Consider the following 12,904-nt stretch of genomic DNA (forward strand, 5'->3'; position numbering starts at 1 on the left):
TTTCAAGGAACCGACATGAGTGGAACATCCGAGGCGCGCAGCGGCGGCCGGATCCTGGTGGACGCGCTGCGGACGCACGGCGTGGATACCGCCTTCTGCGTCCCGGGCGAAAGCTTCCTGGCCGTGCTGGACGCGCTGTACGAGGCGCGCGACGCGATCCGGCTGGTGGTATGCCGCCAGGAGGGCGGGGCGGCGCACATGGCCGAAGCCTATGGCAAGCTGACCGGTGAACCCGGGATCTGCTTCGTGACGCGCGGGCCTGGCGCGACCAATGCCAGCATCGGCATTCATACCGCGCGGCAGGATTCGACGCCGCTGATCGTGTTCGTCGGCCAGGTGGCGCGCGGCGACATGGGACGCGAGGCCTGGCAGGAAATCGACTTTCGCCACATGTTCGGCACCCAGGCCAAGTGGGTGGACCAGATCGACGATGCGCGCCGCATTCCCGAGTACGTCAGCCGTGCCTTCCATGTGGCGACCTCGGGCCGCCCCGGCCCGGTGGTGCTGGCGCTGCCAGAGGACATGCTGGCGGAGATGGCGGTGGCGGACGACGCCCCGCGCTACCGGCGCATCGCGCAGGCGCCGGCGGCGCGGGACATGGCGGATCTGGCGGCCCTGCTGGCCGAGGCAAGTCGGCCCATGATGCTGCTGGGCGGAGGCGGATGGTCGCGCGCGGCTTGCCAGGACATCGAGCGCTTCGCGCGCGCCTTCGACCTGCCCGTGGCCTGCACCTTCCGGCGTCAGGACCTGTTCGACAACCGCAACGATCTTTATGTGGGCGAGTCGGGCCTGGGCATGGACCCGCGCCTGGCCGCCCGCATCGGGCAAGCCGACCTGATCGTCGCGGTCGGGCCCCGCCTGGGCGAGACCTCCACCAACGGCTACGCGCTGCTGGACGTCCCCCGGCCACGCCAGAAGCTGGCGCACGTCCACCTGGACGCGGGCGAACTGGGGCGCGTCTACAGCGCCGACGTCGCCATCAACGCCGACATGGCGTCTTTCGCCGCGGCGGCCGTGCAACTGGCGCCCGCCGCGCCGCCCGCCTGGGCCGACTGGACCGCGCAGGCCCGCGCGGACTACCTCGACAACCTGCGGCACGCGCCCATGCCCGGCCCCGTGGACCTGGGCGAGGTCATGGCCCACGTGCGCGACGTGCTGCCGCCCGAGTCCATCATCACCAATGGGGCCGGCAACTACACGCTATGGGTGCAGCGCTTCTACCAGTACCGCGGCTGGCGCACGCAGCTCGCGCCCACCAGCGGGACCATGGGCTACGGCGTGCCGGCGGCCATCGCCGCCAAGCTCGTCCATCCCGACCGGCCCGCCGTCTGCTTCGCGGGGGATGGCTGCTTCCTGATGAATTCGCAGGAAATGGCGACGGCGGTCCAGTACGGCGCGAATGCCGTGTTCATCGTGGTGGACAACGGGATGTACGGCAGCATACGCATGCACCAGGAGCGGCACTACCCGGGCCGGGTGCATGGCACCGACCTGCGCAATCCCGATTTCGTCGCGCTGGCGGCGGCCTATGGGCTGCACGCCGAGCAGGTCCTGGCGACCGCCGATTTCCCCGCCGCGTTCGCCCGGGCGCTGGAGGCGGGCCGGCCGGCCCTGCTGGCGCTGAAGACCGACCCCGACGTGATCTCGCCGCGGGCGACGATCACCAAGTTGCGGCAAGGGTGACGGGGCAGCGGCGCGGTCTTACGACTGAATCAGCCCCGTCGTCGGCGAACTGGGCGATCCGCTGTACAGTTTCTTGGGCATGCGGCCCGCCAGGAAGGCCTCGCGCCCGGCTTCCACGCCTTTCTTCATCGCGCTGGCCATCAGGATGGGATCCTGGGCCGCGGCGATGGCGGTGTTCATCAGCACGCCGTCGCAGCCCAGCTCCATGGCGATCGCCGCATCCGAGGCCGTGCCCACGCCCGCATCGACGATGATGGGTACGTTGGCCTGGTCGATGATCAGCCGCAGGTTCCACGGATTCAGGATGCCCATGCCCGAGCCGATCAGCGAGGCCAGCGGCATGACGGCGATGCAGCCGATCTCTTCCAGCATGCGCGCCTGGATGGGATCGTCGGTGCAATACACCATCACCTTGAAACCGTCCTTGACCAGCGTTTCCGCGGCCTTCAGGGTTTCAGGCATGTTCGGGAACAGGGTGTGCGAGTCGCCCAGCACTTCCAGCTTCACCAGATCGTGTCCATCCAGCAGTTCGCGCGCCAGGCGCAGCGTGCGCACGGCGTCGTCGGCGGTGTAGCAGCCGGCGGTATTGGGCAGGATGGTGTATTCGCTGGGCGGCAGGTAATCCAGCAGGCTGGGCTCGCCCGCGTTCTGGCCGATGTTGGTGCGGCGGATGGCCACCGTCACGATATTGGCGCCGCTGGCGTCGATGGCCGCCTTGGTCTCGTCGAAGTCCTTGTACTTGCCGGTGCCCACCAACAGGCGGGAGGAGTAGGTCTTGCCGGCAAGGGTGAATGTGTCTGTCATGATGAAATCCTGAAAGCTTGCGTGTTCATAGCGGCATCTGGGGCGCATGCGGCGGTCATAGGCCGCGGCGGCGCCGGGCGGGCCGGCTGGCGTGGCGACGGTCCAGGTCCCGGCTGCGCCGGGACTTCCCGGGTCCGGAGACGAAATCGGGGCGGGCGAAAAACTCGCGCGGGGACAGTCCCCCGGACTGTCCCTAAGGCCGCGCTCAAACAGTTCCGCCCTTGCTTCCCCGATTTCGTCTCCGGACCCGGCTGGCCCAACGCCACGCCAGCCGGCCCGCCCGGCGCCGCCGCGGCCTATGCCCGCCGGAGCGTCTACCTGTGTAGCGGGCCGGCGCACATGCCATCCGGCCAGTGTATCAAGCGGCCCTGGATCGCTCAGGAGCGGTGATAGATCTCCGCCCCCTTCTTCACGAACTCCACCGCCTTCTCCTGCATTCCCTTGTTCAAGGCCTCGGCTTCGCTCAAACCCTGCTGCTCGGCGTACTCGCGCACGTCCTGCGTGATCTTCATGCTGCAGAAGTGCGGTCCGCACATCGAGCAGAAATGGGCGACCTTCATCGAGTCCTTGGGCAGGGTCTCGTCGTGGAATTCCTTGGCGGTGTCCGGGTCCAGGCCGAGGTTGAACTGGTCGTCCCAGCGGAACTCGAAGCGCGCCTTGGACAGCGCGTTGTCGCGGATCTGCGCGCCGGGGTGGCCCTTGGCGAGGTCGGCGGCGTGGGCGGCGATCTTGTAGGTGATGATGCCGTCCTTGACGTCCTTCTTGTTGGGCAGGCCCAGGTGTTCCTTGGGCGTGACGTAACAGAGCATGGCCGTGCCGTACCAGCCGATCTGCGCCGCGCCTATGCCCGAGGTGATGTGGTCGTAGCCGGGGGCGATGTCGGTGGTCAGGGGGCCGAGCGTGTAGAAGGGCGCTTCATGGCAGTGCTCGAGCTGCAGGTCCATGTTTTCCTTGATCATGTGCATGGGCACGTGGCCGGGGCCTTCGATCATGACCTGCACGTCGTGCTTCCAGGCGACCTGGGTCAGTTCGCCCAGGGTACGCAGCTCGGACAACTGCGCCTCGTCGTTGGCGTCGTAGATCGAGCCGGGACGCAGGCCGTCACCCAGCGAGAAGCTGACGTCGTAGGCCTTCATGATGTCGCAGATTTCCTCGAAGCGCTCGTACAGGAAGCTGTCCTTGTGGTGGGCCAGGCACCACTTGGCCATGATGGAGCCGCCGCGCGAGACGATGCCCGTCATGCGCTTGGCGGTCATGGGCACGAAGGGCAGGCGCACGCCGGCGTGGATGGTGAAGTAGTCGACGCCTTGTTCGGCCTGTTCGATCAGCGTGTCGCGGAAGATTTCCCAGGTCAGTTCCTCGGCCTTGCCGTCGACTTTTTCCAGCGCCTGGTAGATGGGTACGGTGCCGATGGGCACGGGCGAGTTGCGGATGATCCACTCGCGCGTTTCGTGGATGTGCTTGCCGGTGGACAGGTCCATGACCGTGTCGCCGCCCCAGCGGATGGACCAGGTCATTTTTTCCACTTCCTCGGCGATGGAGGAAGAGACGGCCGAGTTGCCGATGTTGGCGTTGATCTTGACCAGGAAATTGCGGCCGATGGCCATCGGTTCGATTTCCGGGTGGTTGATGTTGGCCGGGATGATGGCGCGGCCGCGGGCGATTTCGTCGCGCACGAACTCGGGCGTGATGCGGGCCGGAATGGACGCGCCGAAGGATTGCCCCGGGTGCTGGCGGCCCAGCAGTTCGGCCAGGCGCTGGCCCTGCGGGCCGCTGGTGCGCAGCGATTCGATGTACTGCTCGCGGCGCAGGTTCTCGCGGATGGCCACGTATTCCATCTCGGGCGTGACGATGCCACGGCGCGCGTAGTGCATCTGCGTCACGTTGGCGCCGGCCCTGGCGCGGCGCGGGGCGCGGTGCAGGTTGAAGCGCAGCTCGGCCAGCTTGGCGTCGGCCAGGCGTTCGCGGCCGTAGGCGCTGCTGGGGCCGTCGAGCTGTTCCGTGTCGCCGCGTTCGGCGATCCAGTTCTCGCGCAGCGGCGCCAGGCCCGAGCGGATGTCGATCTGGACGTCCGGATCGGTGTAGGGGCCGCTGGTGTCGTAGACGGTGATGGGCGGGTTCTGTTCGCCGCCGAACATGGTGGGCGTGTCGGCCTGTTCGATCTGGCGGAAGGGCACGCGGATGTCGGGGCGCGAGCCTTGCTCGTAGATCTTGCGCGACCGGGGCAGCGGCTGGATGGCGGCCTGGTCGACCTGGGCCGTGGCGGCGATGAACTTGGGATTGGCGTTCATGGGAGCTCCAAGAAAAGGTTTCCGGAGCCGAACGAAGGAAGGAATTTTCCGGGTGACCCCCGGTGATGTCCGTGAGCGGACAGGGGGAACGGCTGTGGGGCCGCATGCCGGGAACGCGAGGTTCCGCCGGAAAACGCTCCCTGCATCGGCATTATCCGTACAGGTGCTGAGGGTGTCATCTCAACCCACGCCGAACCGGCGATGAGTACCCCTGCGTCACGGGCGTAAGTATAGGCTGGCGGCGGCCAATGTCCAACGCGCATCGCTTGCGCGTTGCAGCATGAGGCGCGTCAGGATCGCAGGCCCGGCCTGGCCGATTCGGCCAGCAAGCGTTCCTGCACGCGCTGGGCGGTTTCCATGACGTGCTTGCGCATGAGGCGCGCGGCTTCGTCGGCTTGCAGGGACACCGCCGCCTGGAACAGTTTTTCGTGTTCGTTCTCGCGGCCCTTGCGGTACTCGGCCGTGATGCGGGAGTAGCGGCGGTAGTAGGTGGAGGCCTCGAACATCTGGTTGCAGTAGTCGATCATCCAGCGCGACCGGCAGCCGGCGATGAGCGCGGTGTGGAAATCCCGATGCGCGGCTTCCCATTCGGGATTCTCGCGGGGGCCAGCCGCGCCTTCCAGGTAGCGGTCCAGCCGCGTCAGGCGGTGATACGCCTGGACCAGTCCCTGCACCCAGGTCTGGTCCGCGTAGTCGATGGAGGCCCGCAGCGCGATGTCGTTGAGCCAGGCCCGGGTGCGCGAGAGCTCTTCCAGATGCGCGCCGCCGAAGTTGGGCACCGCGAAGCCGCGCCGGTCGTGCTGGACCACCAGGCCTTCGCGTGACAGGCGCGTCAGCGCTTCCCGCAGCGGAGCGAGGCCGACCTCGTAGCGCTGGCTCAACTGGCGGGTGCCCAGCTTCTGGCCGGGAGCGTAGTGGGCATCGACGATGTCGCGCCGCAGACGCTCGTAGGTCTGAGAGGCCAGGGTGGCGGGCACGGCGCGGCCGGCGGAAAGGGAGTCGTTGGATTCCAGCATGATGGTCGGATTTTATCGATAAATCATACACAGGCCGGGACGCGTGCTGGGGCGAAGCATGTACGGGTTTCTCCGTGGTTTTGCTTTTCTTCGGTGATCGATAAAAATAAAAAAGAAATATTTTTTATCGATAAAAAGGAGAGACTATGAAAACGATCCGATGGTGGGGGCTGGCGGTGATGGTGGCGCTGGGCCCGCTCGCGCACGGGCAGGCGCCCTATCCGTCGCATCCGATCCGGCTGGTCGTCCCGTTCGGGGCGGGCGGGACGCCCGACACCGTGGCCCGCCAACTGGCCGCCGAGATGGACAGGCGGCTGAAGACCCGCGTGGTGGTGGACAACAAGCCCGGCGCCAACGGCGTCATCGGGGCGGCCGACGTGGCCAAGGCCGCGCCCGACGGCTATACCCTGCTGCACGTGACGACCTCGTTCGTCATCAATCCCCATGTCTACAAGAAGCTGCCCTACGACATCGGCAAGGATTTCGTGCCGGTGGCGAACGTGGCGACGGGCACGGGCTACCTGCTGATGGTCAATCCCGCGCTGCCGGTGCGCACGGTGGCGGAGCTGGTGGCCTATGGCCGCAAGGCCGCCAAGCCGATCACGTATTCGTCGCCGGGCATAGGGAACACCCTGCACCTGGCGGGCGAGCTGTTCGCCGCGCGGGCCGGCATGAGCATGCTGCACGTGCCGTACAAGAGCGCATCGCAGGCGCTGAACGCGGTGGCCGCGGGCGACGTGGACCTCATGTTCATTCCGCCGACGATCGCGCTGCCCTATGTCCAGTCGGGCAAGGTGCGCCCGCTGGGCTTCACCGGCGAGCGGCGCACGCCCGAGTATCCGGATGCGCCGACCATGGCGCAGGCGGGCATCGCAGACTTCGTGCTGCCGGCTTCCTGGCAGGGCCTGTTCGCGCCGGCCGGCACGCCGCAGGCGGCAATCGACACGATAGCCGCCACGGTACGCGACATCGTCGCCCAGCCGGCGTTTGCCAAGATGCTGCGGGACGGCGGCTATGAACCCGACCCGCGCACCGGCCAGGCATTCGCCGAACTGGTGCGCGCCGATTCCGTCCGCTATGCGGAAGCCGTCAAGCGCGCCGGCATCGAAGCCCAATGATCCGATGACCATGACCGAACGAGGAGCCAACATGGATGTATTGAACCTGCACGCCGGCGCGACCGAGATCCACCCGCCCGCCGGCTTCCTGCTGCCCGGCGGCAAGCGCATCGGCGTGGTGTTCCGCATGGCCTACGAGTGGTGGTCGGACGGGGCGTGGCCCGGCATCGGTCCCATGGGCAATCCGCTCAAGGGCGGCATTCCCGACCTGAACGCGGTCGGCTGGGCCGAGTACGGCCATCGGCGCGGCGTGCACCGCGTGCTCGAGGCGCTGGCCCGCAACGGCGTCAGCGCCTCGATCCTGGTGAGCGGCATCATGGCCGAACGCTATCCGGAAGAGGTCAAGGGCATCGCCCAGGCCGGCCACGACATCGTCGCGCATTCGTACGCGATGGACGTGATCCCCGCTTATCTGGACGAGGCGCAGGAGCGCGACAACATCCGCCGCACGACCGATCTGATCGCGGCGGCGACGGGCCGGATGCCGCCGGGATGGATCAGCCCGCGCGGCACGCCCAGCCATCGCACGGCGCGCCTGTTGGCCCAGGCCGGCTATCTCTGGCATGGCGACACGCTGAACGACGACATGCCCTATCTGGTCGACTTCGGCGACCACGCGATCGTGGCCGTGCCCGGCACCATGGAGGTGAACGACCTGCCGCTGGTGATGCGTCACGGCCAGCCGCCCAGCGCCATGGTGGACATCTTCGAGGACTGGCTCGACTACGTTCGCAAGTGGGAGCGCACCCCGCAGAAGATCGATCCCACGGTGCATGCCCACGTATGCGGACGCCCGGCGGGAATGGCGGCGTTTCAGCGGCTGCTGGAGATCGCCACGGCGGCGGACGACGTCTGGATAGGCACGCGCGCCGAGCTTGCGCGGCATCTGATGCAGTCCATCGGCCGGCCGGTGCCGGCCCATCAACAGGCCTAGGCGGGGAGACTCATGGATCTGCAGATTCGCGGCCGCAAGGCCATCGTGTGCGCGTCCACCCGCGGGCTGGGACGGGCCTGCGCCACCTCGCTGGCACGCGAGGGCGTGCATGTCGTGATCAACGGGCGCTCGCCGGACACGGCCGCCGCGGCCGCCCGGGAACTGGCCGCCGAGACCGGCGGCGTCGTGCGCGCGGTCGCGGCGGACATCAATACCGACGCGGGCCGCGCGGCGCTGGTGTCGGCGTGCCCGGACGCCGACATCCTGGTGACGAACAACGAGGGGCCGGCGCCCGGGCGCTTCGTCGATTGGGAACGCGAAGACTACCTGCGGGCGATCGAGGCCAACATGCTGGCGCCCGCGCTGTTGATACGCGCGGTGCTGCCCGGCATGCGGGCCAGGGGGTTCGGCCGCATCGTCAACATCACTTCCGCCATGGTGAAGTCGCCCAGCCCGGCCATGGGCTTGTCGACGTCCGCGCGCACCGGCCTGACGGCGCTGTGCAAGGCCATCTCGCGCGAAGTGGTCGCCGACAACGTCACCATCAACAACCTGCTGCCCGAGCGCTTCGACACCGACCGCCAGCGCTTCATGGCCGAGCGCATGGTGCGCGAGCAAGGGCTGAGCTATGAGGACGCGAGGCAGCGCATCGTCGATACCATCGCGGCCGGCAGGTTGGGGCAGCCGCGGGAGTTCGGCGATGCCTGCGCCTTCCTGTGCAGCGCGCAGGCGGGCTATCTGTCGGGGCAGAACCTGCAACTGGATGGAGGATCGTATCGCGGCGTGTTCTGACCAGGGCCGCCAGCAGGGGCCGCCCGGTTTTCTTCACTGGATCCTGTGATGCGCCGGGCGCTGCGATTTTCGAGAATGCCGACATTGCCTATTCATTCAGTAAGGAGTCGAGCATGTCGAAATCGTTGACCGCACTTTGCGCCGCCTTGATGGCGGCATCGCTGGCCGCCTGTGGGGGAGGCGGCGGCGACGATTCGGGTGGTGGCGGCGGAGGTGGAGGCGGCGGGGGCGGCGGCGATGGCAAGACGCTTAGCGAGAAGCAGATCTGGTACGGCCACGAGACGGCGTTCTCGGCCGTGTCCCTGCACCAGGCGTTCGAGCCCATGCTCGAGAACGGGATCGTCATCGGCCGGGACGGCACGCCCGAGTGCCTGGACGGCGGGACGGTCTCGGGCATCTGGACCGATGCGGACGACAGCGGCACCCTGTCGGCTGGGGACTCGGTGGCGTTGACCATGAACGACTGTCGCGTGTCCGACAACGGCATTCCGTTCACGGGCACGGCGACGGTCGATTTCGACGAGGTGGAGGGCGACCTGCTGGAAGAGGAGTCGGACTGGACGCTGGGCGCCAGGGTCACGCTGGGTGAGGGCGCATCCTTCGACGGGACGTCCGCGGCGGGAACGGCATCGGTGAAGGCGTCCAACGACGTGAGTTCGGCCGAACCGAAGGGGCAGCGCGCCGAGTTCGATATTCCCGCGATCGTCCTGACCGAGGATGGCGGTGCCGTGACGATGAATTTCAAGGATTACGCCGTGGCCGTGGCCTACGATCCCACGACGGATGCCGATACCTATTCGCGCATCTCGTTCTCGGTCAGCGGCTCGGATCCGGTGCTCGGCCCCGACTATGCCTACGACGCGAGCATGACCGAGACGGTCCTCTTCTCGCATGAGGCGGGCGGTTTCCTGACGGGTGCGTTTGCCACGAAGACCGCGGCCGAAACGATCACCACCCGCTTCCAGGCGAATGGCAACGCGCCGGGCACCGTCACCTTCTCGTCCAGCCTGGGCGGTAGCAAGACGATGACCTACGGGGAATTCGACGACCTGTAATCGCGATCAGTCCCCCGGCGTCAGCAGGCCCAGGTGTCCCATCAGCCGCACCAGGTCTGCCTGCCGCCGGGTCTGGGTCTTGTCGAAGATCGATCGCAGCTGCGTACGCAGTGTGTTGAGCGAAACGTTCAGGGTTTCGGCAACGGTGGGCAGCGGATCGTCGTGCCGGGCCAGGTGATGGGCCAGGCGGATTTCCGCCGGCGTCAGCCGGAACAGGGTACGCAGCAGCGTGCCCCGCGGGGTGGGACGCCATTGCGGCCCCTGCGCGGCAAGCAGCGCCAGGGCGTCGCCGCCGCGCAGGTCCTGGGTGAGCGGACATGGCAGGACGATGAGCCGGCCGCCGTCCGGTAGCGCGAGCGAGCCGGCTGAGGGGGCCTCGGCGCCGTGGCCGCAGGCCCTGTCCAGCAGCCGGCGGATGGGTTGGGGCACGGCGGAGGCGCGCACGCCCAGGGGGCAGTCGGGCTGTTGCCGCCAGATGTCGCCCAGGTGGTTGGACTGCACGATGCGGCCGCGCGCGGAACAGACCAGCAGCGGGAAGCCGAGCCGGTCCAGCATGTGCCGCAGAAGCAGCGATTCGGCTTGTTGCTGGCGGAATCGAAGTTGCAGGTGCAAGGCGGTGCGCAGATGGGGCAACACGGCATGCATCAGCCGGGTCTCATCGTCGTCCAGCGGCGGACGGCCGTTTTCCCTTTGCACGGAAAAGGTGTACATGCGCTCTTCGTCCTGTCCCAGCGGGAGCAGGGCATAGGTGCCCAGGCCGTTCGGTTTCAGGAATTCCTGGTAGAAGGGTTCGCGCTGCAGGCGCGCCTGGCCATGGAATTCGTAGTCCACGTAGATGCGGCCCGCGGCAAGCAGCGGCGATGCCGCGCGGCCCGGGTCCAGGTCCTGCATCTCGTCGAAATGCGCGACCATCTTGGGCGGCATGCCGATGAGTTCATCGAGTTCCAGCGAGTCGGTGGGCGTATGGAGGGCCACCTGACCGGCGCTGGCCGCGCCGAGCGACAGGCTGATGTCCCGCAGCGACTGCCGCCATTGGTCCTCCGAAAGGACGCCGTCATAGAGCCGCTCCAGCAAGTGGAGTGCAGTCCCTTTCGTATCCATCGGTATATCTATTCTGTGTCCGGGGTGGACCGCCGCGGCCGCAGATGCCTGGCGGAATTCCCGGGATGTGTCGAAGGGTAACAGTCACCATAGCCGCAAACGAGAGGCAAGCGCAACTCGTGCGGTTCTACACCGGGCTGCCCAGTTCCCCCAGCCGCCCCGCGATCATGTCCACGCAGGCCCGGACGATGGGATCGGTCTGGTCGACATATTGGAGGCTGGCTTCGTCCGGCGCCTGCCGGCGAACGATGAACAGCGTGATGTGCATGCCCGGATCGGTGATGGGGCGCGCGACGACCTCGCCCCGTTCCAGTTCGCGGACGATGGCGCCCAGGGGCATGACGGCCGCCGCGGCGCCGCGCAGCACCAGGTCGCGCTGGCTGGTGATGGAGTGCGTCTCGCACTGGATGCGGGGCTGCGCGCCTTTCTCGAAGGCGCTGGCCTCGACCAGCCGGCGCGCGACGTCGCGTTCGTTGCCCAGCACCAGCTCGTGCGCCAATACTTCGTCCATGGTGACGGGGCCGCAGGAAGGCGCCAGATCGGCCCGGACCGTCAGAAGCAGCCGTTCCTTCAGCACCGGGGTCGTGGACAAGCCGGGGTGGGGCGATACGGAATAGGCCAGCGCGGCATCGATGTCCTTGCGCTCGAGCGCGTCCACCAGCAGGAAGCTCGGGTTCTCGTACAGCTGCAGGTCGATATGGGGGTACCGGCGCTTCAGGGTCAGCAGCAGGTCCGAGCCGATCAGCAGCATGATGCTGGAGGTCAGCCCCACGTTGAAGCGGACCGGCGCGGCCTGGTCGGCGCGCCGCACGTCATCCTGGGTCCGTGCGACCAGCTCGAAGATCTGGCGCGACCGTTCCAGCAGCAGGCTGCCGGCCGGCGTCGGGTCCACGCCGCGCGAATGCCGCGACAGCAGGGGCACGCCCAGGGCCGCTTCGAGTTCGCGCATGTGCGTGCCCAGGGCCGGCTGGGCGATGTGGAGCTGTTCGGCGGCGCGGGTGATGTTTCTCGTCTCCACGACCTTGGCGAAGTACTCGAGTCGCTTCAGCGTGATCATAGGCGGCAGGCATGGGAGAGGCTCCGCCCTATAGTAGGACGATTCCGCCGTGGCCGGCACCACGGCGGAGGGCGTCCGGCCGGAAACTACTGGGTCCCGGCCAGGCCCGCGCGCCGGACCATGCCGCCGAACCGGTCGATCTCGCGCCGCATGTAGTCCCCGTATTCGGCCAGGACGCGGCCGTCGGGAACGATGCCCAGGTCGGCCAGCTTGCGCCGCACGTCGGGCTGGGCCACGGCGTGGCGGGCGGCATCGGCCAGCTTGCGCAGGTGCCCGGGCGGCGTCCCGCGGGGCGCGAGCAGGCCGATGTCGGCGGTGAAGACATAGCCGGGCAGGCCGCTTTCCTCCAGCGTCGGCACGTCGGGCAACTGCGCGACGCGCGCCTTGCTGGTCACGCCCAGCAGACGCAGCCGGCCCGCGCGCACCAGGCCTTCTATCGAAGGCAGGCCGGCCAGCAGCATGTCGGCCGTTCCCGCCGCGACGGGGGCGGAAGGTTGTTCGCGGAACGGCACGTGCATGATGTCGATGCCGGCCGAGCGCCGGATTTCCTCGAACATGACGTGGTGCAGCGAACCTATGCCTATGGTGCCGTAGGTGAGCTTGCCCGGAGCGGCCTTGGCCTGCGCCACCATCTCCTGGAACGAGTTGGCCTTCAGCGAGGGGCCGGCCGTCAGGAACAGCTGGGCGGCGCCCAGGAAGGCGATGGGCTCGAAACTGTCCATGCCCTGGTAGGGCAGCTTCTTGTACAGCGTGGGATTGATGGTGAGCGGACTGGAATCGGCCACCAGCAGGGTGTAGCCGTCGGGATTGGCCTTGGCCACCGATTCCAGCGCGATGATGCTGCCCGCGCCGGTCTTGTTCTCGACGGCGATGGGCTGCCCCAGCGAAGCCGACATGTGCTGGCCCACCAGGCGCGCGATGACGTCGGGCACGCCGCCGGTGGGCGCGGCCACCACCATCTTGATCGGACGGCTGGGAAACCCGGCGTCGGTATGGCCCGCGGCGGGGGACAACGCCAGCAGCACGGCGGCGAAAAGGGCTGGCTTTTTCATG

General features: G+C 67.9%; 11 protein-coding genes. 5 read left to right on the forward strand and 6 right to left on the reverse strand.

The annotated features are described in order from the left end of the window. Positions 1 to 15 precede the first annotated feature (15 nt). On the forward strand, positions 16 to 1,683 hold the full coding sequence (locus WKR98_RS10275; RefSeq protein WP_341432839.1) for a thiamine pyrophosphate-binding protein: 1,668 nt from the start codon (positions 16 to 18) through the stop codon (positions 1,681 to 1,683). Between the two features lie 18 nt (positions 1,684 to 1,701). On the opposite strand, the gene WKR98_RS10280 is transcribed toward WKR98_RS10275, so the two are convergent. The 3 genes from WKR98_RS10280 to WKR98_RS10290 form a co-directional block, all read right to left on the reverse strand. Continuing rightward, positions 1,702 to 2,487 (reverse strand): thiazole synthase, encoded by a 786-nt coding sequence (locus WKR98_RS10280; protein ID WP_341432841.1) that lies wholly within the window; start codon positions 2,485 to 2,487, stop codon positions 1,702 to 1,704. 377 nt (positions 2,488 to 2,864) lie between these two features. Beyond that, on the reverse strand, positions 2,865 to 4,778 hold the full coding sequence (gene thiC, locus WKR98_RS10285) for a phosphomethylpyrimidine synthase ThiC (protein WP_341432842.1): 1,914 nt from the start codon (positions 4,776 to 4,778) through the stop codon (positions 2,865 to 2,867). A gap of 290 nt (positions 4,779 to 5,068) precedes the next feature. Beyond that, positions 5,069 to 5,794 carry a GntR family transcriptional regulator gene (locus WKR98_RS10290; protein ID WP_341432844.1) on the reverse strand — a complete coding sequence of 242 codons (726 nt, stop codon included), beginning with the start codon at positions 5,792 to 5,794 and terminating at the stop codon, positions 5,069 to 5,071. A gap of 146 nt (positions 5,795 to 5,940) precedes the next feature. On the opposite strand from WKR98_RS10290, the gene WKR98_RS10295 reads away from it, so the two are divergent. From WKR98_RS10295 to WKR98_RS10310, 4 genes are all read left to right on the forward strand, one after another. Continuing rightward, the gene (locus WKR98_RS10295) at positions 5,941 to 6,912 is read left to right on the forward strand and encodes a Bug family tripartite tricarboxylate transporter substrate binding protein (protein WP_124688015.1); all 972 of its coding nucleotides are present in this window, start codon (positions 5,941 to 5,943) and stop codon (positions 6,910 to 6,912) included. Between the two features lie 31 nt (positions 6,913 to 6,943). Continuing rightward, positions 6,944 to 7,846, forward strand: a complete 903-nt coding sequence (locus tag WKR98_RS10300; protein WP_161567704.1) for a polysaccharide deacetylase family protein — start codon at positions 6,944 to 6,946, stop codon at positions 7,844 to 7,846. A gap of 12 nt (positions 7,847 to 7,858) precedes the next feature. Next, complete coding sequence (locus WKR98_RS10305; protein WP_124688017.1) at positions 7,859 to 8,638, forward strand: SDR family oxidoreductase; 780 nt, start codon at positions 7,859 to 7,861, stop codon at positions 8,636 to 8,638. Between the two features lie 113 nt (positions 8,639 to 8,751). Then, a complete protein-coding gene (locus WKR98_RS10310; RefSeq protein WP_341432848.1) occupies positions 8,752 to 9,693 on the forward strand; it encodes a hypothetical protein in 942 nt (313 codons plus the stop codon). A 6-nt stretch (positions 9,694 to 9,699) separates the two neighbouring features. Here the strand turns inward: WKR98_RS10310 and WKR98_RS10315 are convergent, their stop codons facing one another. From WKR98_RS10315 to WKR98_RS10325, 3 genes are all read right to left on the reverse strand, one after another. After that, positions 9,700 to 10,794 carry a helix-turn-helix transcriptional regulator gene (locus tag WKR98_RS10315; RefSeq protein WP_341432849.1) on the reverse strand — a complete coding sequence of 365 codons (1,095 nt, stop codon included), beginning with the start codon at positions 10,792 to 10,794 and terminating at the stop codon, positions 9,700 to 9,702. A gap of 127 nt (positions 10,795 to 10,921) precedes the next feature. Then, a complete protein-coding gene (locus tag WKR98_RS10320; protein WP_341432851.1) occupies positions 10,922 to 11,851 on the reverse strand; it encodes a LysR family transcriptional regulator in 930 nt (309 codons plus the stop codon). Between the two features lie 86 nt (positions 11,852 to 11,937). Then, positions 11,938 to 12,903 carry a Bug family tripartite tricarboxylate transporter substrate binding protein gene (locus WKR98_RS10325; protein WP_341432852.1) on the reverse strand — a complete coding sequence of 322 codons (966 nt, stop codon included), beginning with the start codon at positions 12,901 to 12,903 and terminating at the stop codon, positions 11,938 to 11,940. Position 12,904: the final 1 nt, after the last annotated feature.

This window comes from Pigmentiphaga sp. YJ18 (assembly GCF_038066655.1).
Lineage (GTDB): Bacteria > Pseudomonadota > Gammaproteobacteria > Burkholderiales > Burkholderiaceae_B > Pigmentiphaga.

Excerpts from the sequence above, each read along its gene's own strand:
- WKR98_RS10275 (WP_341432839.1), top strand. The coding sequence starts at position 16 with ATGAGTGGAACATCCGAGGCGCGCAGCGGCGGCCGGATCCTGGTGGAC.
- WKR98_RS10280 (WP_341432841.1), bottom strand. The coding sequence starts at position 2,487 with ATGACAGACACATTCACCCTTGCCGGCAAGACCTACTCCTCCCGCCTG.
- thiC (WP_341432842.1), bottom strand. The coding sequence starts at position 4,778 with ATGAACGCCAATCCCAAGTTCATCGCCGCCACGGCCCAGGTCGACCAG.
- WKR98_RS10290 (WP_341432844.1), bottom strand. The coding sequence starts at position 5,794 with ATGCTGGAATCCAACGACTCCCTTTCCGCCGGCCGCGCCGTGCCCGCC.
- WKR98_RS10295 (WP_124688015.1), top strand. The coding sequence starts at position 5,941 with ATGAAAACGATCCGATGGTGGGGGCTGGCGGTGATGGTGGCGCTGGGC.
- WKR98_RS10300 (WP_161567704.1), top strand. The coding sequence starts at position 6,944 with ATGGATGTATTGAACCTGCACGCCGGCGCGACCGAGATCCACCCGCCC.
- WKR98_RS10305 (WP_124688017.1), top strand. The coding sequence starts at position 7,859 with ATGGATCTGCAGATTCGCGGCCGCAAGGCCATCGTGTGCGCGTCCACC.
- WKR98_RS10310 (WP_341432848.1), top strand. The coding sequence starts at position 8,752 with ATGTCGAAATCGTTGACCGCACTTTGCGCCGCCTTGATGGCGGCATCG.
- WKR98_RS10315 (WP_341432849.1), bottom strand. The coding sequence starts at position 10,794 with ATGGATACGAAAGGGACTGCACTCCACTTGCTGGAGCGGCTCTATGAC.
- WKR98_RS10320 (WP_341432851.1), bottom strand. The coding sequence starts at position 11,851 with ATGATCACGCTGAAGCGACTCGAGTACTTCGCCAAGGTCGTGGAGACG.
- WKR98_RS10325 (WP_341432852.1), bottom strand. The coding sequence starts at position 12,903 with ATGAAAAAGCCAGCCCTTTTCGCCGCCGTGCTGCTGGCGTTGTCCCCC.